20 protein-coding genes and 3 tRNA genes are annotated in these 19,599 nt (G+C 65.7%); 21 read left to right on the forward strand and 2 right to left on the reverse strand.

The features are described 5' to 3' along the window. The first annotated feature begins 18 nt into the window (after nucleotides 1–18). Both aotP and argR read left to right on the forward strand, forming a co-directional pair. Nucleotides 19–783, forward strand: a complete 765-nt coding sequence (gene aotP, locus JHD77_RS16015) for an arginine/ornithine transport ATP-binding protein AotP (protein WP_003085940.1) — start codon at nucleotides 19–21, stop codon at nucleotides 781–783. Between the two features lie 32 nt (nucleotides 784–815). Continuing rightward, nucleotides 816–1,811 carry a transcriptional regulator ArgR gene (gene argR, locus JHD77_RS16020; RefSeq protein WP_031756458.1) on the forward strand — a complete coding sequence of 332 codons (996 nt, stop codon included), beginning with the start codon at nucleotides 816–818 and terminating at the stop codon, nucleotides 1,809–1,811. Between the two features lie 20 nt (nucleotides 1,812–1,831). Here the strand turns inward: argR and JHD77_RS16025 are convergent, their stop codons facing one another. Further along, the gene (locus JHD77_RS16025; protein WP_025270892.1) at nucleotides 1,832–2,155 is read right to left on the reverse strand and encodes a hypothetical protein; all 324 of its coding nucleotides are present in this window, start codon (nucleotides 2,153–2,155) and stop codon (nucleotides 1,832–1,834) included. Nucleotides 2,156–2,321: 166 nt separating this feature from the next. On the opposite strand from JHD77_RS16025, the gene aruC reads away from it, so the two are divergent. The 14 genes from aruC to JHD77_RS16095 all read left to right on the forward strand — a co-directional run bounded on the left by aruC (nucleotide 2,322) and on the right by JHD77_RS16095 (nucleotide 16,144). After that, entirely contained in the window at nucleotides 2,322–3,542 is a 1,221-nt protein-coding gene (gene aruC / locus JHD77_RS16030) for a bifunctional succinylornithine transaminase/acetylornithine aminotransferase (protein ID WP_003112608.1), read from the forward strand. A gap of 198 nt (nucleotides 3,543–3,740) precedes the next feature. Further along, nucleotides 3,741–4,757: an arginine/ornithine succinyltransferase subunit alpha gene (gene aruF / locus JHD77_RS16035; RefSeq protein ID WP_023083145.1), complete on the forward strand. Its 1,017-nt coding sequence runs from the start codon at nucleotides 3,741–3,743 to the stop codon at nucleotides 4,755–4,757. Nucleotides 4,758–4,768: 11 nt separating this feature from the next. Continuing rightward, on the forward strand, nucleotides 4,769–5,791 hold the full coding sequence (gene astA, locus JHD77_RS16040; protein WP_003110258.1) for an arginine N-succinyltransferase: 1,023 nt from the start codon (nucleotides 4,769–4,771) through the stop codon (nucleotides 5,789–5,791). 42 nt (nucleotides 5,792–5,833) lie between these two features. Next, complete coding sequence (astD, locus tag JHD77_RS16045; protein WP_003123236.1) at nucleotides 5,834–7,300, forward strand: succinylglutamate-semialdehyde dehydrogenase; 1,467 nt, start codon at nucleotides 5,834–5,836, stop codon at nucleotides 7,298–7,300. Continuing rightward, the gene (astB, locus tag JHD77_RS16050) at nucleotides 7,297–8,643 is read left to right on the forward strand and encodes an N-succinylarginine dihydrolase (RefSeq protein ID WP_003085956.1); all 1,347 of its coding nucleotides are present in this window, start codon (nucleotides 7,297–7,299) and stop codon (nucleotides 8,641–8,643) included. Before astD ends, astB begins: the two co-directional genes overlap by 4 nt. Before the next feature lie 13 nt (nucleotides 8,644–8,656). After that, complete coding sequence (locus tag JHD77_RS16055; RefSeq protein ID WP_003085959.1) at nucleotides 8,657–8,947, forward strand: hypothetical protein; 291 nt, start codon at nucleotides 8,657–8,659, stop codon at nucleotides 8,945–8,947. Nucleotides 8,948–8,960: 13 nt separating this feature from the next. Then, nucleotides 8,961–9,959 carry a succinylglutamate desuccinylase gene (gene astE / locus JHD77_RS16060; protein WP_003112605.1) on the forward strand — a complete coding sequence of 333 codons (999 nt, stop codon included), beginning with the start codon at nucleotides 8,961–8,963 and terminating at the stop codon, nucleotides 9,957–9,959. Between the two features lie 144 nt (nucleotides 9,960–10,103). Beyond that, nucleotides 10,104–11,108: a low-specificity L-threonine aldolase gene (ltaE, locus tag JHD77_RS16065; RefSeq protein WP_003112603.1), complete on the forward strand. Its 1,005-nt coding sequence runs from the start codon at nucleotides 10,104–10,106 to the stop codon at nucleotides 11,106–11,108. Nucleotides 11,109–11,229: 121 nt separating this feature from the next. After that, complete coding sequence (gene alaS / locus JHD77_RS16070; RefSeq protein ID WP_003159662.1) at nucleotides 11,230–13,854, forward strand: alanine--tRNA ligase; 2,625 nt, start codon at nucleotides 11,230–11,232, stop codon at nucleotides 13,852–13,854. Nucleotides 13,855–14,001: 147 nt separating this feature from the next. Further along, complete coding sequence (locus JHD77_RS16075) at nucleotides 14,002–15,240, forward strand: aspartate kinase (protein ID WP_003085971.1); 1,239 nt, start codon at nucleotides 14,002–14,004, stop codon at nucleotides 15,238–15,240. A 184-nt stretch (nucleotides 15,241–15,424) separates the two neighbouring features. Further along, nucleotides 15,425–15,610 (forward strand): carbon storage regulator CsrA, encoded by a 186-nt coding sequence (gene csrA / locus JHD77_RS16080; protein ID WP_003085981.1) that lies wholly within the window; start codon nucleotides 15,425–15,427, stop codon nucleotides 15,608–15,610. Nucleotides 15,611–15,671: 61 nt separating this feature from the next. After that, nucleotides 15,672–15,762 (forward strand) — tRNA-Ser (locus JHD77_RS16085). A gap of 117 nt (nucleotides 15,763–15,879) precedes the next feature. After that, nucleotides 15,880–15,956: transfer RNA gene (locus JHD77_RS16090), tRNA-Arg, on the forward strand. 111 nt (nucleotides 15,957–16,067) lie between these two features. Then, nucleotides 16,068–16,144, forward strand: a tRNA-Arg gene (locus JHD77_RS16095). Between the two features lie 97 nt (nucleotides 16,145–16,241). On the opposite strand, the gene alpR is transcribed toward JHD77_RS16095, so the two are convergent. After that, complete coding sequence (gene alpR / locus JHD77_RS16100; RefSeq protein WP_003085982.1) at nucleotides 16,242–16,955, reverse strand: transcriptional regulator AlpR; 714 nt, start codon at nucleotides 16,953–16,955, stop codon at nucleotides 16,242–16,244. Between the two features lie 170 nt (nucleotides 16,956–17,125). Between alpR and JHD77_RS16105 the strand changes: the two genes are divergently transcribed. The 5 genes from JHD77_RS16105 to JHD77_RS16125 all read left to right on the forward strand — a co-directional run bounded on the left by JHD77_RS16105 (nucleotide 17,126) and on the right by JHD77_RS16125 (nucleotide 19,596). Continuing rightward, the gene (locus JHD77_RS16105) at nucleotides 17,126–17,656 is read left to right on the forward strand and encodes a hypothetical protein (protein WP_003159664.1); all 531 of its coding nucleotides are present in this window, start codon (nucleotides 17,126–17,128) and stop codon (nucleotides 17,654–17,656) included. Between the two features lie 164 nt (nucleotides 17,657–17,820). Beyond that, nucleotides 17,821–18,195, forward strand: coding sequence for a phage holin family protein (locus JHD77_RS16110; protein ID WP_003104765.1), 375 nt, complete (start codon nucleotides 17,821–17,823; stop codon nucleotides 18,193–18,195). Continuing rightward, nucleotides 18,188–18,463 carry a phage holin family protein gene (locus tag JHD77_RS16115; protein WP_003085989.1) on the forward strand — a complete coding sequence of 92 codons (276 nt, stop codon included), beginning with the start codon at nucleotides 18,188–18,190 and terminating at the stop codon, nucleotides 18,461–18,463. The genes JHD77_RS16110 and JHD77_RS16115 overlap by 8 nt, the downstream gene beginning before the upstream one ends. 91 nt (nucleotides 18,464–18,554) lie before the next feature. Next, nucleotides 18,555–19,058 carry a phage neck terminator protein gene (locus tag JHD77_RS16120; RefSeq protein ID WP_003145589.1) on the forward strand — a complete coding sequence of 168 codons (504 nt, stop codon included), beginning with the start codon at nucleotides 18,555–18,557 and terminating at the stop codon, nucleotides 19,056–19,058. 52 nt (nucleotides 19,059–19,110) lie between these two features. Beyond that, a complete protein-coding gene (locus JHD77_RS16125) occupies nucleotides 19,111–19,596 on the forward strand; it encodes a hypothetical protein (RefSeq protein ID WP_031755612.1) in 486 nt (161 codons plus the stop codon). The last annotated feature ends 3 nt before the right edge of the window (nucleotides 19,597–19,599 follow it).

Here is a 19,599-nt window from a genome sequence, read left to right on the forward strand (position 1 = left end):
TTAGCCGAGAACACACACATGTACAAACTGGAAGTCCAAGACCTGCACAAGCGCTACGGTAGCCACGAGGTGCTCAAGGGCGTCTCGCTGGCGGCGAAAGCGGGCGACGTGATCAGCATCATCGGCTCGAGCGGTTCCGGCAAGAGCACCTTTCTGCGCTGCATAAACCTGCTGGAACAGCCGCACGCCGGCAAGATCCTGCTCAACGGCGAGGAGCTGAAGCTGGTGCCCGGCCGCGACGGCGCGCTGAAGGCCGCCGACTCCCGCCAGTTGCAGCGCATGCGCTCGCGCCTGTCGATGGTGTTCCAGCATTTCAACCTGTGGTCGCACATGAGCGCCCTGGAGAACGTCATCGAGGCGCCCGTGCATGTGCTCGGCGTGTCGAAGAAGGAAGCCATCGAGAAGGCCGAGCACTACCTGGCCAAGGTCGGCGTGGCGCACCGCAAGGACGCCTACCCGGCGCACATGAGCGGCGGCGAGCAGCAGCGCGTGGCGATCGCCCGGGCGCTGGCGGTGGAGCCGGAAGTGATGCTGTTCGACGAGCCGACCTCGGCGCTCGACCCCGAACTGGTGGGCGAAGTGCTGAAGGTCATGCAGGACCTGGCCCAGGAAGGCCGCACCATGGTGGTGGTGACCCACGAGATGGGTTTCGCCCGCGAGGTGTCGAACCAGTTGGTGTTCCTGCACAAGGGCCTGGTCGAGGAACACGGCTGCCCGAAGGAAGTCCTCGCCAACCCGCAGTCGGACCGCCTCAAGCAGTTCCTCTCCGGCAGCCTCAAGTAACATTCATCGCAGAGGCCGGCTAAGCTGCTCCCATGACTGCCCAACCCCAACCCCAACGCATCGGTTTCCTCCTCTGGCCCGCCACCCGCGCGCTGACGCTATCGCTTGCCGAGGAAGCCCTGCGGGCGGCCCGGCGGTTGCACCCCGAGGCGCTCTACGAGCCGCTGTTCCTGCTCGCCGAAGCGCCGGCCGAAGAGGAGGGCTGGCGCCTGCCGGGAACGGCCTGGAACGGCAGGCTGGAGCAATGCTCGCGGCTGTTCCTGGTCGCCGACGAGGCGCCGGCGGCGGTGTCGCCAGCGCTGGGCCTGGCGCTCAAGCAACTGGCGCGTTCGGGAGCGGCGATCGGCGCGCTGTCCGCCGGCATCTACCCGCTGGCCCAGCTCGGCCTGCTCGACGGCTATCGCGCCGCGGTGCACTGGCGTTGGCACGATGACTTCACCGAGCGCTTCCCCAAGGTCATCGCCACCAATCACCTGTTCGAGTGGGATCGCGACCGCATGACCGCCTGCGGCGGCATGGCGGTACTCGACCTGCTGCTGGCGCTGCTGTCCCGCGACCATGGCGCTGAACTGGCCGGCGCGGTCTCGGAGGAGCTGGTGGTGGAGCGCATTCGCGAAGGCAACGAGCGCCAGCGCATCCCGCTGAAGAATCGCCTCGGCTCCAGCCATCCGAAGCTGACCCAGGCGGTACTGCTGATGGAAGCCAATATCGAGGAGCCACTGACCACCGACGAGATCGCCCAGCATGTGTGTGTTTCGCGGCGCCAGTTGGAACGGATCTTCAAGCAATACCTGAACCGCGTACCCAGCCAGTACTACCTGGAGCTGCGCCTGAACCGCGCGCGGCAGATGCTGATGCAGACCAGCAAGTCGATCATCCAGATCGGCCTGTCCTGCGGTTTCTCTTCCGGGCCGCATTTCTCCAGCGCCTACCGCAACTTCTTCGGCGTCACTCCGCGCGAGGACCGCAACCAGCGGCGCGGCGGCAGCGCCTTCGAGACGACCTTCACTCCCGTCGAACGCGGCTGATCGCCAAGGGCGCGGCGGTTTCAGCCGGGCTTTGCGACGCCCCGGGAGGCGGATCGCCTCGGGAAGTCGCCGAGTTCGCGACGGGCCGTCGGAATGATCGTCTCCAGCAGTTCCAGCGGAACGTCGCTGGCGAACAGGTTGACCACGAAACGCCGGCCGACGTCGTCGCGAAAGACCTCGAACAGCGGCTGTTCGCCGCGCCAGCACTCCAGGCCGAGGCCGTCGCGCGGATTGACGTCGGAGGCGAAGACGAGACGGTAGTCGATTCCCTCGATGGGCATGGCTTGTTTCCCTGCTGTTCCCGCCCGCGGGGCGGCGTAGAAGAAGTATGCACCCGAGTGCATCGCGCGTTTACACTGCGCCTTCCCGATGCTTTCTGTCGCATTTCCGAAAGCCGCGGAAATTCCCGGGTTGGCGCTATAACAAGTTGTCGCATGGCGGCAATGCCGGCCCGGTCCCAATCCCTACAATCCTTTCATCGATAGCCGCCTTCAGGCAGGAGAAACACCGATGTCCGCTCCCCATGCGCAGGTAGAACGTGCCGATTTCGACCGGTATATGGTCCCCAACTACGCCCCCGCCGCCTTCATTCCGGTGCGAGGCGAGGGATCGCGCGTCTGGGACCAGAGCGGCCGCGAACTGATCGATTTCGCCGGCGGCATCGCCGTGACCTCCCTGGGCCACGCGCATCCGGCGCTGGTCAAGGCGCTCACCGAGCAGGCCCAGCGCATCTGGCACGTTTCCAACGTCTTCACCAACGAGCCGGCCCTGCGCCTGGCGCGCAAGCTGGTGGACGCCACCTTCGCCGAGCGGGTGTTCCTCGCCAACTCCGGCGCCGAAGCCAACGAGGCGGCCTTCAAGCTGGCTCGCCGCTACGCCAACGATGTCTACGGCCCGCAGAAGTACGAGATCATCGCCGCCAGCAACAGCTTCCACGGGCGCACCCTGTTCACCGTCAACGTCGGCGGCCAGCCGAAGTATTCCGATGGCTTCGGGCCCAAGTTCGAGGGTATCACCCACGTTCCCTACAACGACCTGGAAGCGCTGAAGGCGGCGATCTCCGACAAGACCTGCGCCGTGGTGCTGGAACCGATCCAGGGCGAGGGCGGCGTGCTGCCGGCGCAGCAGGCCTACCTGGAAGGGGCGCGCAAGCTGTGCGACGAGCACAACGCGCTGCTGGTCTTCGACGAGGTCCAGAGCGGCATGGGCCGGGTCGGCGAGCTGTTCGCCTACATGCACTACGGCGTGGTCCCGGACATCCTCTCCAGTGCCAAGAGCCTGGGCGGCGGCTTCCCTATCGGTGCGATGCTGACCACCGGCGAGATCGCCAAGCACCTTTCGGTCGGCACCCACGGCACCACCTACGGCGGCAACCCGCTGGCCTCGGCGGTGGCCGAGGCGGCGCTGGACGTGATCAATACCCCGGAAGTGCTGGATGGCGTGAAGGCCAAGCATGAGCGCTTCAAGTCCCGCCTGCAGAAGATCGGCCAGGAGTACGGCATCTTCGACGAGATCCGCGGCATGGGCCTGCTGATCGGTGCGGCGCTGACCGACGAGTGGAAGGGCAAGGCCAGGGATGTGCTCAACGCCGCCGAGAAAGAGGCGGTCATGGTGCTCCAGGCCAGCCCGGACGTGGTGCGCTTCGCGCCGAGCCTGGTGATCGACGACGCCGAGATCGACGAAGGCCTGGAGCGCTTCGAGCGCGCCGTGGCCAAGCTGGTCCGCGGCTGAGCGAACCCACGGGGCCCCGGCGCAGGCCGGGGCACCCGATGCGAAATCCCGGAGCGGCCCGCGCCGGAGCCGGGAACCGTGCCGCCGTGCGTGGCGCGGGATCTTCCCTGCTGGACGTTCGAAACCGTGGCACAGGAAGGTGCCGCGGTCCCGCGCATGGATGCGGCAATCATCGTTGTCTGAGAAAGGAGTGACGCCATGTTGGTGATGCGCCCCGCCCAAGCGGCCGACCTGCCACAGGTGCAGCGTCTGGCGGCGGACAGCCCGGTAGGCGTCACGTCCTTGCCGGATGACGCCGAACGCCTGCGCGACAAGATCCTCGCTTCCGAGGCCTCGTTCGCCGCGGAGGTGAGCTACAACGGCGAGGAAAGCTATTTCTTCGTCCTCGAGGACAGCGCCAGCGGCGAGCTGGTCGGCTGCTCGGCGATCGTCGCCTCGGCCGGGTTCTCGGAACCGTTCTACAGCTTCCGCAATGAAACCTTCGTGCACGCCTCGCGCTCGCTGTCGATCCACAACAAGATCCATGTCCTCTCGCTGTGCCACGACCTTACCGGCAACAGCCTGCTGACCAGTTTCTACGTACAGCGCGACCTGGTGCAGAGCGTCCATGCCGAACTCAACTCGCGCGGTCGCCTGCTGTTCATGGCCAGCCATCCGGAGCGCTTCGCCGACGCGGTGGTGGTGGAGATCGTCGGCTACAGCGACGAGCAGGGCGAATCGCCGTTCTGGAACGCGGTCGGGCGCAACTTCTTCGACCTGAACTACATCGAGGCGGAAAAGCTCTCCGGGCTGAAGAGCCGCACCTTCCTCGCCGAACTGATGCCGCACTATCCGATCTATGTGCCACTGTTGCCGGATGCCGCCCAGGAGTCCATGGGCCAGGTCCACCCGCGAGCGCAGATCACCTTCGATATCCTGATGCGCGAAGGCTTCGAGACCGACAACTACATCGACATCTTCGATGGCGGCCCGACCCTGCACGCGCGTACCTCGGGGATTCGCTCGATCGCCCAGAGCCGGGTGGTTCCGGTGAAGATCGGCGAGGCGCCGAAGAGCGGGCGTCCATACCTGGTCACCAACGGCCAGTTGCAGGACTTCCGCGCGGTCGTGCTGGACCTGGACTGGGCGCCCGGCAAGCCGGTGGCCCTGAGTGTTGAAGCCGCCGAGGCCCTGGGCGTCGGCGAAGGCGCCAGCGTGCGCCTGGTAGCGGTCTGAAGGAGCCAGTCATGATCGTACGTCCTGTTACCAGCGCCGACCTGCCGGCCCTGATCGAGCTGGCGCGCAGCACCGGTACCGGTCTGACCACCCTGCCGGCCAACGAGCAGCGCCTGCAGCATCGCGTCAGCTGGGCCGAGAAGGCCTTCCGCGGCGAGGCCGAACGCGGCGACGCCGACTACCTGTTCGTCCTCGAGGACGACGCCGGCAAGGTCGTCGGCATCTCCGCCATCGCCGGAGCGGTGGGGCTTCGCGAACCCTGGTACAACTACCGGGTCGGCCTCACCGTGAGCGCCTCGCAGGAACTCAACATCCATCGCGAGATCCCCACGCTGTTCCTGGCCAACGACCTGACCGGCAATTCCGAGCTGTGCTCGCTGTTCCTCCACGCCGACCACCGCAGCGGCCTCAACGGCAAGCTGCTGTCGCGCGCGCGCTTCCTGTTCATCGCCGAATTCCGCCACCTGTTCGGCGACAAGCTGATCGCCGAGATGCGCGGCATGTCCGACGAGGAGGGGCGTTCGCCATTCTGGGAAAGCCTCGGCCGGCACTTCTTCAAGATGGAATTCTCCCAGGCCGACTACCTCACCGGGGTCGGCAACAAGGCCTTCATCGCCGAGCTGATGCCGAAGTTCCCGCTCTACACCTGCTTCCTCTCCGAGGAGGCGCGCGGGGTGATCGGCCGCGTCCATCCGAACACCGAGCCGGCGCTGGCCATGCTCAAGGCCGAGGGCTTCAGCTACCAGGGCTACGTCGACATCTTCGACGCCGGCCCGGCGATCGAGGCCGAGACCGACAAGATCCGCGCCATCGCCGAGAGCCAGAACCTGGTGCTGGCGGTGGGCACTCCCGGCGACGACGCCGAGCCCTACCTGATCCACAACCGCAAGCGCGAAGACTGTCGCATCACCGCCGCGCCGGCGCGGGCCGCCGCCGGCACCCTGGTGGTCGATCCGCTGACTGCCAAGCGCCTGCGCCTGTCGGCCGGCGCCTCGGTACGCGCGGTGCCGCTGTCGGCGCAGAAGCGCGCTTGAAAGCCTGATGGAGGCGTCCCGGCGAGGGCGCCCGAGGAGTCGATGATGAGTACCCATTACATTGCCGGCCAGTGGCTGGCGGGCCAGGGCGAGACCCTGGAGTCCCTCGACCCGGTTGGCCAGGGCGTGGTCTGGTCCGGGCGCGGCGCTGACGCCACCCAGGTCGACGCCGCCGTGCGCGCCGCCCGCGAGGCCTTCCCGGCCTGGGCGCGGCGCCCGCTGGAGCAGCGCATCGAGTTGCTCGAGCGCTTCGCTGCGACCCTCAAGTCCCGCGCCGACGAGCTGGCCCGAGTGATCGGCGAGGAAACCGGCAAGCCGCTGTGGGAGTCGGCCACCGAAGTGACCAGCATGGTCAACAAGGTGGCGATCTCGGTGCAGGCGTTCCGCGAGCGCACCGGCGAGAAATCCGGTCCGCTGGCCGACGCTACCGCCGTGCTACGGCACAAGCCGCATGGCGTGGTGGCGGTATTCGGTCCCTACAATTTCCCCGGCCACCTGCCCAACGGGCATATCGTCCCGGCGCTGCTGGCCGGTAACTGCGTGGTGTTCAAGCCCAGCGAGCTGACCCCGAAGGTCGCCGAGCTGACGCTCAAGGCCTGGATCCAGGCCGGCCTGCCGGCCGGCGTGCTCAACCTGGTCCAGGGCGGTCGCGAAACCGGCGTCGCGCTGGCCGCCCACCGAGGGCTCGACGGTCTGTTCTTCACCGGGTCCAGTCGCACCGGCAACCTGCTGCACAGCCAGTTTGGCGGCCAGCCGCAGAAAATCCTGGCGCTGGAGATGGGCGGCAACAACCCGCTGGTGGTGGAGGAGGTCGCCGACCTCGACGCCGCCGTCTACACCATCATCCAGTCCGCCTTCATCTCCGCAGGCCAGCGTTGCACCTGCGCCCGCCGCCTGCTGGTGCCGCAGGGCGCCTGGGGCGACGCACTGCTGGCGCGCCTGGTGGCGGTCAGCGCTACCCTGCGGGTCGGTCGCTTCGACGAACAGCCGGCGCCGTTCATGGGCGCGGTGATTTCGCTGAGCGCCGCCGAGCACCTGCTCAAGGCCCAGGAGCATTTGATCGGCAAGGGCGCACAGCCGCTGCTGGCGATGACCCAGCCGATCGACGGCGCCGCCCTGCTGACCCCGGGCATCCTCGACGTCAGCGCGGTGGCCGAGCGACCGGACGAAGAGTTCTTCGGGCCGCTGTTGCAAGTGATCCGCTACTCCGATTTCGCTGCGGCGATCCGTGAAGCCAACGCCACCCAGTACGGCCTGGCCGCCGGGTTGCTGTCGGATTCCCGCGAGCGTTTCGAGCAGTTCCTCGTGGAAAGCCGCGCCGGCATCGTCAACTGGAACAAGCAGCTCACCGGCGCCGCCAGCAGCGCGCCGTTCGGCGGTATCGGCGCGTCCGGCAACCACCGGCCGAGCGCCTACTACGCCGCCGATTACTGCGCCTATCCGGTCGCCTCGCTGGAAAGCCCCAGCGTGTCCCTTCCTGCCACCCTGACTCCCGGGATCAGCCTATGAATGCCCATGAAGTGAATTTCGACGGCCTGGTCGGCCCGACCCACAACTACGGCGGCCTGTCCTACGGCAATGTCGCTTCGCAAAGCAACAGCCAGGCGGTGTCCAACCCGAAGGAAGCGGCGAAGCAGGGCCTGGCGAAGATGAAGGCGCTGATGGAGATGGGTTTCAAGCAGGGGGTACTCGCTCCGCAAGCCCGCCCGGATACCGCTGCGCTGCGTAGCCTGGGCTTCTCCGGCAGCGACGAGGAGGTGATCCGCCGCGCGGCGAAGGAAGCGATGCCTCTCCTCGCCGCCTGCAGCTCGGCTTCGAGCATGTGGACCGCCAATGCCGCCACGGTCAGCCCGAGTGCCGACACCGCCGATGGCCGCGTGCATTTCACCGCGGCCAACCTGAACTGCAAGTTCCACCGATCCATCGAGCATCCCACCACCAGCCGCGTGCTGGCGGCGATGTTCAACGACGAGCGGCATTTCGCTCATCACGCGGCGCTGCCGGCAGTGAGCCAGTTCGGCGACGAAGGCGCGGCCAACCACACGCGCTTCTGCAAGGACTATGGCGATGCCGGCGTGGAGTTCTTCGTCTTCGGTCGCAGCGCCTTCGACAGTCGCTTCCCGGCGCCGCAACGCTATCCGGCGCGCCAGACCCTGGAAGCCTGCCAGGCCGTCGCGCGTCTGCACGGGCTGAGCGAGGCCGGAGTGGTCTACGCTCAACAGAACCCGGCGGTGATCGACCAGGGCGTGTTCCACAACGATGTGATCTCGGTGGGCAATGGCGAGGTGCTGTTCCATCACGAGGACGCCTTCCTCGATACCGAGAAGGTCCTTGCCGAACTGCACGACAAGCTGGGCCGCCGCGGCGGCCGCTTCCGCGCCATCTGCGTGCCGCGCGACCAGGTCGCGGTGGAGGACGCGGTGAAGTCCTACCTGTTCAACAGCCAACTGCTGTCGAAGGCCGACGGTTCGATGCTGCTGGTGGTACCGGAGGAGTGTCGGAACAACCCGCGGGTCTGGAACTACCTGGACCAGCTCACCGGCGACGACGGTCCGATCCGCGAAGTGAAGGTCTTCGACCTCAAGCAGAGCATGCAGAACGGCGGCGGTCCGGCTTGCCTGCGCTTGCGCGTGGCGCTGCAGGAACGGGAGCTGGCGGCGGTGAATCCGGGGGTGATCATGAGCGCCGGCCTGTACGACACGCTGGTAGCCTGGGTCGACCGGCACTACCGCGACCGCCTGAGCGAGACCGACCTGGCCGACCCCCAACTGCTGCTGGAGTGCCGGACGGCATTGGATGAACTGACGCAGATCCTTAAACTGGGCTCGGTTTATTCCTTCCAACTCGATTGAGAGCCTCGCCACCATGTCCGATAGCCTGCAACTGATCCTCGAAGATACCGACGGCACCCAGCTGGAAACTTCCTGCACCCGTTTCGCCGTGGTCTGGCAGGGCAAGGAAGTGTGGGTCCAGCAAGCCGGCAACGGCCAGTTGCTGATCGGCGTCGACGTCGAAGACGGCGATACCGAATACACCAACCTGCTGCTGCGGCCGATGGCGACCAACCTGGTCAGCCTGCAACTGGAGATGGAGCCGATCGAAGAGGGCGACGACCACGAGCACGGCCCCGACTGCGGCTGCGACCACACCCACTGACTGAGGACATCCCATGCTCGCCCTCGGCAAACTGCTCGACTTGACCCTGGCCGGCCGCGAGCCGACCGAGAAGATCCAGCTCACCGCCGACGGCACCCGCCTGCACTGGCTGGCCGAGGGCGCGCTGGAAGTCACGCCGATCGGCGCCCGCGATAACGGCGTCGACCTGTTGCTCTCGGCCGGTATCCACGGCAACGAGACCGCGCCCATCGAACTGCTCGAACGGCTGATCCGCAAGGTCGCCGCTGGCACCCTCAAGCCTGCCGCCAGGGTCCTCTTCCTGTTCGGCAACCCCGAAGCCATCCGCCGCGGCGAGCGCTACGTCGAACAGGACATGAACCGCCTGTTCAACGGTCGCCACGAGGAGGGCAGCGGCAACGAGGCCTTCCGTGCCGCCGAGCTGGAGCGCCTGGCCCAGGTGTTCTTCAGCAAGACCGAGCGAGTCCACCTGCACTACGACCTGCATACCGCGATCCGCGGCTCGAAGATCGAGCAGTTCGCCCTCTACCCCTGGGCCGAGGGCCGCCAGCATTCCCGCAGCGAACTGGCCCGCCTGCGCGACGCCGGCATCGAGGCGGTGCTGTTGCAGAACAAGCCGGGCATCACCTTCAGCGCCTACACCTACGGCCAGCTCGGCGCCGAGGCCTTTACCCTGGAACTGGGCAAGGCACGTCCGTTCGGAGAGAACCAGGAGGTCAACCTGGAGCGCCTGGAGCGGAGCCTGGAGCTGCTGATCGACGGCAGCGAGGAACAGCCGGACGGCTCCCGGCTCGACGGCCTCAAGCTGTTCAGCGTGTCGCGCGAGGTGATCAAGCACAGCGACCACTTCCGCCTGCACCTCGACGACGACGTGGCCAACTTCACCGAACTCTCGCCGGGCTACCTGCTGGCCGAGGATATCGGCGGCACGCGCTGGGTGGTGGACGAGGTCGGCGCGCGCATCATCTTCCCCAATCCACGGGTGAAGAACGGCCTGCGTGCCGGAATCCTGGTGGTGCCGGCCAAGCTCTGAGGCGTATCGGCCTTCCCTCTCGATCATGACGGAGCGCTTCGGCGCTCCGTTTCCGTTGCGGCCGGGAAGATTTCCCGACTTCCCTTGTGGCTGTCGTTAGAGCGCCGTAGGATCGGGCTTTTCCGCCGAACCGAGGAGCCCTCCGTGCCTGTCATCGACCTGCGCAGCGACACCGTCACCCAGCCCACCGCCGGCATGCGCGAAGCCATGGCCGCGGCCGAACTGGGCGACGACGTCTATGGCGAGGACCCCACGGTCAACCGCCTGGAGGCCGAGCTGGCGGCGCGCCTGGGCTTCGCCGCGGCGCTCTTCGTACCGACCGGGACCATGAGCAACCTGCTCGGATTGATGGCCCACTGCGAGCGCGGCGACGAATACATCGTCGGCCAGCAGGCGCATACCTACAAATACGAGGGCGGCGGTGCCGCGGTGCTGGGCTCGATCCAGCCGCAGCCGATCGACGGCGAGGCCGACGGATCGCTCCACCTGGACAAGGTCGCGGCGGCGATCAAGGCCGACGATTTCCACTTCGCCAGGACCCGCCTGCTGGCCCTGGAAAACACCATGCAGGGCAAGGTGCTGCCGCTCGACTACCTGGCCGCGGCGCGCGCCTTCACTCGCGCGCGTGGCCTGGCCCTGCACCTGGATGGCGCGCGCCTGTACAACGCGGCGGTGAAGCTGGGCGTAGACGCCAGCGAGATCACCCGACACTTCGACTCGGTGTCGGTGTGCCTGTCCAAGGGCCTCGGTGCGCCGGTGGGCTCGGTGCTTTGCGGCAGCGTCGAACTGATCGGCAAGGCCCGTCGCTGGCGCAAGATGGTCGGCGGCGGGATGCGCCAGGCCGGCCTGTTGGCGGCTGCCGGCCTGTACGCCCTCGACCACCAGGTGGCACGCCTGGCCGACGACCACGCCAACGCTGCGCGCCTGGGCGACGGGCTGCGCGAACTGGGCTATGCGGTGGAGCCGGTGCAGACCAACATGGTCTATGTCGATGTCGGCGAGCGGGCGGTCGCGCTGCGCGACTTCCTCGCCGAGCGCGGGGTGCGGATCAGCGCGGCGGCGCGTTTGCGCCTGGTCACCCACCTGGACGTTTCCGCCGAGTCCATAGGACAAGTACTGGATGCCTTCGCGGCCTTTCGTCGCTCATAAGCGAAAAGGTCGGCAATAGGCAATAACTATCGCGCAAATACACTACAACCTTGCCCAAGGGCCGATATAATGCGGCCCTTTGCCGGCGATTCGTGGCCGCCAATTTTCCGTGGAAGAACCTATGAAAAGCGCTGAAATCCGTGAAGCCTTCCTCCGCTTCTTCGAAGAGAAGGGACACACCCGTGTCGCTTCCAGTTCGCTGATCCCGGCGAACGATCCGACCCTGCTGTTCACCAACGCGGGCATGAACCAGTTCAAGGACTGCTTCCTCGGCCTGGAAAAGCGCGCCTACACCCGTGCGACCACCAGCCAGAAATGCGTGCGCGCCGGCGGCAAGCACAACGACCTGGAAAACGTCGGCTACACCGCGCGGCACCACACCTTCTTCGAAATGCTGGGTAACTTCAGCTTCGGCGACTATTTCAAGCGCGACGCCATCCATTACGCCTGGGAGTTCCTCACCGGCGAGAAATGGCTGAACCTGCCCAAGGAAAAGCTCTGGGTCACCGTCTACGCCACCGACGACGAGGCCTACGACATCTGGACCAAGGAAGTCGGCGTGCCCGCCGAGCGTATGGTGCGGATCGGCGACAACAAGGGCGCGCCCTATGCGTCCGACAACTTCTGGGCGATGGGCGATACCGGACCCTGCGGTCCCTGCACCGAGATATTCTTCGACCATGGGCCGGAGATCTGGGGCGGCCCGCCCGGTTCGCCGGAAGAGGACGGCGACCGCTACATCGAGATCTGGAACAACGTGTTCATGCAGTTCAACCGCACCGCGGACGGCGTCATGCACCCGCTGCCGGCGCCGAGCGTGGACACCGGCATGGGCCTGGAGCGCGTCAGCGCGGTACTCCAGCACGTGCACTCGAACTATGAGATCGACCTGTTCCAGAATCTGCTGAAAGCCTCCGCCGAGGCCATCGGCTGCGCCAACGACGACGCGCCGTCGCTGAAGGTGGTAGCCGATCACATCCGTTCCTGCAGCTTCCTGATCGCCGACGGCGTACTGCCGTCCAACGAGGGGCGCGGCTACGTCTTGCGGCGGATCATCCGCCGCGCCTGCCGCCACGGCAACAAGCTGGGCGCCAGGGGCACCTTCTTCCACAAGATCGTCGCAGCGCTGGTCACCGAGATGGGCGATGCCTTCCCCGAGCTGAAGCAACAGCAGGCGCACATCGAGCGCGTGCTGAGGACCGAGGAAGAGCAGTTCGCCAAGACCCTGGAGCAAGGCCTGAAGATCCTCGAACAGGACCTCGCCGAACTGCAGGGCAGCGTGATTCCCGGCAACGTGGTGTTCAAGCTGTACGACACCTATGGCTTCCCGGTCGACCTGACCAATGACATCGCCCGCGAGCGCGAGCTGACCATCGACGAGGACGGCTTCGAGCGCGAGATGGAGGCCCAGCGCGAGCGCGCCCGCGCTTCCAGCGCCTTCGGCATGGACTACAACAGCCTGGTCAAGGTCGACGGCGAGACCCGCTTCCTCGGCTATCAGGGCGTCTCCGGCGCCGGGCAGATCGTCGCGCTGTTCAGGGACGGCCAGGCCGTCGAGCGCCTGGAGGAGGGCGAGGAGGGCGTCGTGGTCCTCGACCAGACGCCGTTCTACGCCGAATCCGGCGGCCAGGTCGGCGACAGTGGCTACCTCGAGGCGGCTGGCGTGCGCTTCGACGTGCGCGATACCACCAAGGCTGGCGGCGCGCACCTGCACCATGGCGTGGTCGCCCGGGGCAACCTGAGCGTCGGCGGCGCGGTCAAGGCCGAGGTCGACGCCTCGGTACGCCAGGCCACCGCGCTCAACCACTCCGCGACCCACCTGCTGCATGCCGCGCTGCGCCAGGTACTGGGCGACCACGTACAACAGAAGGGCTCGCTGGTGGACAGCCAGCGCCTGCGTTTCGACTTCAGCCACTTCGAGGCGATCAAGGCGGAACAACTGAAGGCCCTGGAGGATATCGTCAACGCCGAAATCCGTCGCAACACCGAGGTCGAGACCGAGGAAACCGATATCGACACCGCCAAGGCCAAGGGCGCCATGGCGCTGTTCGGCGAGAAGTACGGCGACCAGGTGCGCGTACTGAGCATGGGCGGCGATTTCTCCGTCGAGCTGTGCGGTGGCACCCACGTATCCCGCACCGGCGACATCGGCCTGTTCAAGATCACCAGCGAGGGTGGCGTGGCTGCTGGCGTACGCCGTATCGAGGCGGTCACCGGCGCGGCGGCGCTGGCCTACCTGAACGGTGCCGAGGAGCAGCTCAAGGAAGCCGCCAGCCTGGTCAAGGGCAGCCGCGACAACCTGCTGGACAAGCTCGGCGCCCTGCTGGAGCGCAACCGCTCGCTGGAGAAGGAGCTGGAACAGCTCAAGGCCAAGGCTGCCAGCGCGGCCGGCGACGACCTTTCGGCGGCGGCGGTGGAAATCAAGGGCGCGAAGGTACTCGCCGCGCGCCTCGATGGTCTGGACGGCAAGGCGCTGTTGGCGCTGGTCGACCAGTTGAAGAACAAGCTCGGCCGCGCAGTGATCCTGCTCGGCGGCGAGCTGGACGGGAAGGTCGTACTGGTCGCAGGCGTGACCCAGGACCTGACCGGCCAACTGAAGGCCGGCGAGCTTATGAAGCAAGCCGCGGCGGCAGTTGGTGGCAAAGGTGGCGGACGCCCGGATATGGCCCAGGGCGGCGGCACCGATGCAGCGAAATTGGACGAGGCCCTGGCCCTGGCCCAGCGCTTCGTCGAGCAAGGGCTCTGATGCCATGCCGGCCCCGCGCCAGAGCGATGCGGGGCCGGGCGGCCAGCGCCCCTTGATGCCCGGCCGGCGGTGCGCCCCGCCAGTCCGGGTAGCGAAAGAATGTGGCAGGTTCAAAAGGGCGCCCTTCACGGAATCAGGCGGTTTGAAATGGCTTTGATCGTACAGAAGTTTGGAGGGACCTCCGTCGGCACCGTCGAGCGTATCGAGCAGGTGGCCGAGAAGGTGAAGAAATTCCGCGAAGCGGGCGATGACGTCGTCGTGGTGGTATCCGCCATGAGCGGCGAGACCAACCGTCTGATCGGCCTGGCCAACCAGATCATGGAGCAGCCGGTTCCGCGCGAACTGGACGTCATGGTCTCGACCGGAGAGCAGGTGACCATCGCCCTGCTCAGCATGGCCCTGATCAAGCGCGGCGTGCCGGCGGTCTCCTATACCGGCAACCAGGTGCGTATCCTCACCGACAGTGCGCACACCAAGGCGCGCATCCTGCACATCGACGACACCCACATCCGCGCCGACCTCAAGGCCGGCAGGGTAGTGGTGGTCGCCGGTTTCCAGGGCGTCGACGGCAACGGCAACATCACCACGCTGGGCCGCGGCGGTTCCGATACCACCGGGGTGGCCCTGGCGGCGGCGTTGAAGGCCGACGAATGCCAGATCTACACCGACGTCGACGGCGTCTACACCACCGATCCGCGCGTAGTGCCGCAGGCCCGCCGGCTGGACAAGATCACCTTCGAGGAAATGCTGGAAATGGCCAGCCTCGGTTCCAAGGTGCTGCAGATCCGGGCGGTCGAGTTCGCCGGCAAGTACAACGTTCCGCTGCGCGTGCTGCACAGCTTCCAGGAGGGTCCGGGCACCCTCATTACTATCGATGATGAAGAGGAATCCATGGAACAGCCGATCATCTCCGGCATCGCCTTCAACCGCGACGAAGCCAAGCTGACCATCCGTGGTGTACCCGATACCCCCGGCGTGGCCTTCAAGATCCTCGGGCCGATCAGTGCCGCCAATGTGGAAGTCGACATGATCGTGCAGAACGTGGCGCACGATAACACCACCGACTTCACCTTCACGGTGCATCGCAACGATTACCTGAACGCCCTGGAAATCCTCAAGCAGACCGCCGCCAACATCGGCGCGCGCGAAGCCATCGGCGACACCAACATCGCCAAGGTTTCCATCGTCGGCGTCGGCATGCGTTCGCACGCCGGCGTGGCCAGCCGCATGTTCGAAGCGCTGGCCAAGGAAAGCATCAACATCCAGATGATCTCCACCTCGGAAATCAAGGTTTCCGTGGTGATCGAAGAGAAGTACCTGGAACTGGCGGTACGTGCTCTGCACACGGCGTTCGAGCTCGACGCGCCGGCGCGACAGGGTGAGTGACGCTGGCAGGCGAAAGGCGCGGCAACCCCGCGCCTTTTGTCGTTTTTGACCGTTTGGCAGGAACTTTCATTCCGGCGGGACTGGTCAATACTGGGTGAAGGATCGCGCTCTTGATTTCTGCGGATCCGCCGCCATTTCTTTTTTGCAGACTGTTGTCCTGAAATATTCGCGTGAGGAGAAAGGAATGCTGATTCTGACTCGTCGGGTCGGAGAGACCCTGATGGTAGGTGACGACGTCACCGTGACGGTACTGGGTGTCAAAGGGAACCAGGTGCGCATCGGCGTCAACGCGCCGAAGGAAGTCGCCGTACACCGGGAGGAAATTTACCAGCGCATCCAGAAAGAGAAAGATCAAGAGCCAAACCATTAATTTTTATCTAATTTTCCCTTTGCAAACGGGGTAAAGATGGGTATCATGCGCCCCGTGTTGCGGAGAGGTGGCCGAGTGGCCGAAGGCGCTCCCCTGCTAAGGGAGTACACCTCAAAAGGGTGTCGGGGGTTCGAATCCCCCCCTCTCCGCCATTCAAGTGTTAGAGGTTGATTCAGGCGGCGAAAGCCATCTTGGTAACTAAGTTACTGATTTGATTGAAAAAATCGCTTGACGGATAAAATCCACAATCTATAATGCGCCCCCACGACGCACTCATAGCTCAGCTGGATAGAGTACTCGGCTACGAACCGAGCGGTCGGAGGTTCGAATCCTCCTGAGTGCGCCATATTTCGAAGGGTTCCTCTCGTCAGGGGCTCGGCGAGCGAAGGATCGACAGTTGCGGTCTTTCACGGTAAAACAAGCGTTACCGGCAGGTGGCCGGAAAAAGCACCGACACGCACTCATAGCTCAGCTGGATAGAGTACTCGGCTACGAACCGAGCGGTCGGAGGTTCGAATCCTCCTGAGTGCGCCATACCGAAAGGGCCTGCAGCAATGCAGGCCCTTTTTCTTTGCCCGGGATTTTTCTTCCGCCGGAACGCGGCCCCGTCGTCAGGCGGGGCGGGAAGGGGTCAGACCAGCACCGAGTACCAGAACACCCGGCCGATCACGTTGATGTGCTCGGCGGCTTCCTGGGGCTCGTAGCGCTCGTCCGGATGCTCGTCACTGTTGAAGCTGCGAATGCGCAGGCCGCCGCCTGGAAGGCGGTAAAGCAGTTTCACGCGCAGTTGGCCGTCGTGGTCGAAGGCGTACATGTCGCCGTCCTTGATCGTCCGCGCGCTAGTGTCCACGCCTACCGTGCTGCCGTCCGGCAGCACCGGCTCCATGCTGTTGCCGCTGACCGTGACGCAGGCTGCACTGGCCGGATCGATGTTCTTCTTGCGCAGGGTGTACTTGCCGAAGCGCAGCTTGCGCCCGCCGGTCTGCAGGATCACCGTGCTGCCCTTGCCGCCGGACAGCTCGATCTCCTTGTAGAAGGGCAGTTCGATCTCGTCGGCATCCAGGGGCGTTTCGTCGTCCCATGACTCTACTGCGCCAAGCCAACTGGCATTGGGGCCTGCATTCGCCTGGCCGCGCTCGGCGAGCATCTCGCCGCGACCTTCCGCCAGCCACAGGGGGTTGACGCCGCAGGCGCCGGCGATCTGCGCGACGAAGCTGGTGGCGCGGGACTTGCCGCGCTCCAGATCGGAAATGGAGGTCTGGGTCATGCCTACCGCCTGGGCAAGCTGGACCTGGCTGAGATGGGCGTGCTTGCGCGCCGCCTTGATGCGATCTTTGAGTTCCATAGGGGGCAAGACTAAGGGTGTGCCTGTGGCATTGCAAGCCTCCGTATATGGGTATTACCATAATTTCAGCGCTTTCCTACTCGCCTCGGGTAGGACGGCGGCCCAACACAGCCACTGCGGGTGGCTAATGCGAGCGGCCAGCCAGGTGGGCCGGCCAAGGAGGGAATACCATGTTTCAAAGTACCGAGCAGGCGCTGGCCGTGGCCTACTGGATGTTCGAGCACCAGCCGGGACCGAAGTCGTCGACGGCGATGGTGATCGATGGCCTGCGCGAGCGCTTCGATCGCAGCTTCATCGAACACCTGCCCAGCGGTTTGAGTCCGCACGAATGGCAGGCCCAGGCGGTGATGACCGTGCGTTTCGCCCAGCGCCAGCTGGCTGCGCACCCACTGGAGCTGGCGGTGGTGCGGGCCGAGTTCGCCCGCGGGCGGGATTTCGTCCTTGGCCTGGCGGCTTTGCGCGACTGGCTGAAGCCCGGGGCCGACCTGATCGAGCAGCGGGCAACCCTGGCCTTGCTGATGCGCATGTTCCGTCGTCCGCCGTCGAGCATCCGCGAGATCGAGCGACTCAGCGGGCTGTCGAAGAGCACCCTGCATCGCTGGGACAAGGAATGGCGCGAGCGGGTCGTCGCTTTGCTGCGCCAGGCCTTGCAGCGGCTGGAGGAGCCGATGGCGGAGGTGGGGATCGTGGGCGAGCGCTAAAAAAATTTCTGTATGAAAACGGGTTTTCCCATATTGACGCTATGGGACGATAAAGGTATAAATTCTCCACGATTGAAATTCCTCTGGCCGAAGCCCGCCGATGCGGGCTTCGGCCGTTCCGGGCCCGCCTTTTCGGCGGGCCTTTGCATTTCCGGGAGTCATCCATGTCCGAGCCAAGCTCTGCGGCCTCCGCCGCCAGCGCAATGGCTGGCGTCGGCCTGGCCATGTACCTGCCGGGTATCGATGGCAACGCCTTGCTGGGAGGCTTCGGCGGCGCCATCTTCTTTGTCGTGTTCGCCCGTGACTACAACGCCCTGACCCGCCTCGGCTACCTGCTGGTGTCCTGGGTCGGCGGCTATTACGCCGGAATCGAGGCGCTCGGCCGCGGATTGACCCAGACCAGCGGCATGGCCGCCTTCGTCGCCGCGACCCTCTGCGTGACCGGCGGCATCGGCATGCTCGAGTGGATGCGTGGCGGCGAACTGCCCAGCTGGATGCGCGGGCTGTTGCGCCGCCGGGGAGGCAAGTCCGATGGTTGATCCGCTGTCCACCCTGACCGTGCTGGTCTGCTCGGCGATCTGCATGCGCCTGATCACCTATCGCCGCGCCGGCGCGCGTTTCCGCCCCGGCGTTTCCCTGTGCGCCTACCTGCTGGCGTTGTGCACCGGCTGCCAGGCGCTGGGAATAGTGGCCGGGTTGTATCGTGCCGAGCACCTCTCGCCGTGGATGCTCGGGGTACTGCTGGTGCTGCTGGTCCTGCTGTTGCAGGCGCGCGGCAACCTGGCGCGGGTCCTGCGCCTGCATTGAACGAACGTACTTCGCTCCGGCCTGGCCGGCGGTTGTATCCGCCGCGTCGGTGCCTGTCCGTCATCCATCCATCCTGAAAAAGGAGTTCGACATGTCCAGTGCAACCGTGCGCCTGGATCACGCCGCCCTGCGCGAAACGTTGCGGCAGTTGTTCGGCCTGCCCGCCGGCAGCGTCATCGATGCCGATCAACTGCTGGCCCCGCCGGCCATCCCCTTCATGACCTTGCGCCTGGAGTCCTCGAGCCTGCTTGGCAAGGTGCGGCGGGAGTTTTCCGCCAGTGGCGAGCAGGAGTCCCTGCTGGCCAGTTGCGAGAGCATCTTTCGCCTGACCTGGCATGGTCCCGAGGCGCACCAGTACCTGCAGGATGCCCGCTGCCTGCTGCAGTCAGGCAATGCCGGCGAGCGCCTGCGCGTGCTGAAGGCCAGCCTGCTGCGCCTGACGCCCATCGAAAACCTGTCCGTCGTGCAGGATGGCCAGGCGCTGGGACAGGCTCGTTTCGACCTTGTTCTCGCTCACGAACACGTGCTGCTCGTCGACCTCGAGCGCACCGCTTCCGGGCAGGCCTCCGGGGGGACGGGTGGAACGGCTTACTAGAGGTCGTTGCGATGCATCGTAGCGATGCCATCCATACATAGAGGAGAGATCCATGGTCATGTTGATCAGTCGTCGCGTCGGCATCGTTCGCCTGGATGCGGTGATTTCCGAAAACCTCGCGCAGGCTGCCGGGAGTGTCGTCGAGACGGGGCAAGAGGCTGCCGTCAGCGCGCGCGGCGACAAGCTCATCACCATCGTCGGCAGCATTGTCGACCATGCGCCCGCTGGCGAGCCGTTGCCCTCCTTGCTGCCGATGGAGGGAGGCAGCCGCGCGTTGAACGAGTGCCGTGTGCGCAAGGGCATCGCTGCCTTGACTTCACTGCAAGGCGCTTCCGAAACGGTGGACGTGCAAACGGGATTCCACCTGTATCGCGGTCTGTTCATCACGCGCGTTGTTGCCCGGCGAACCGCAGAAAGAGGATTGAGCCTGACCATAACCGCCAGCCAGAGGCGTGCACGGCGGGCAGGCGGTAGGTTGCTGAAGACTGTCGTCCGTCTTTTCCATGCAGGCAGGGCGACACCCTGCCCGGCACGCTAAGGG

It is taken from the genome of Pseudomonas sp. P20 (assembly GCF_016463925.1).
In the GTDB taxonomy this organism is placed as follows: domain Bacteria; phylum Pseudomonadota; class Gammaproteobacteria; order Pseudomonadales; family Pseudomonadaceae; genus Pseudomonas; species Pseudomonas aeruginosa.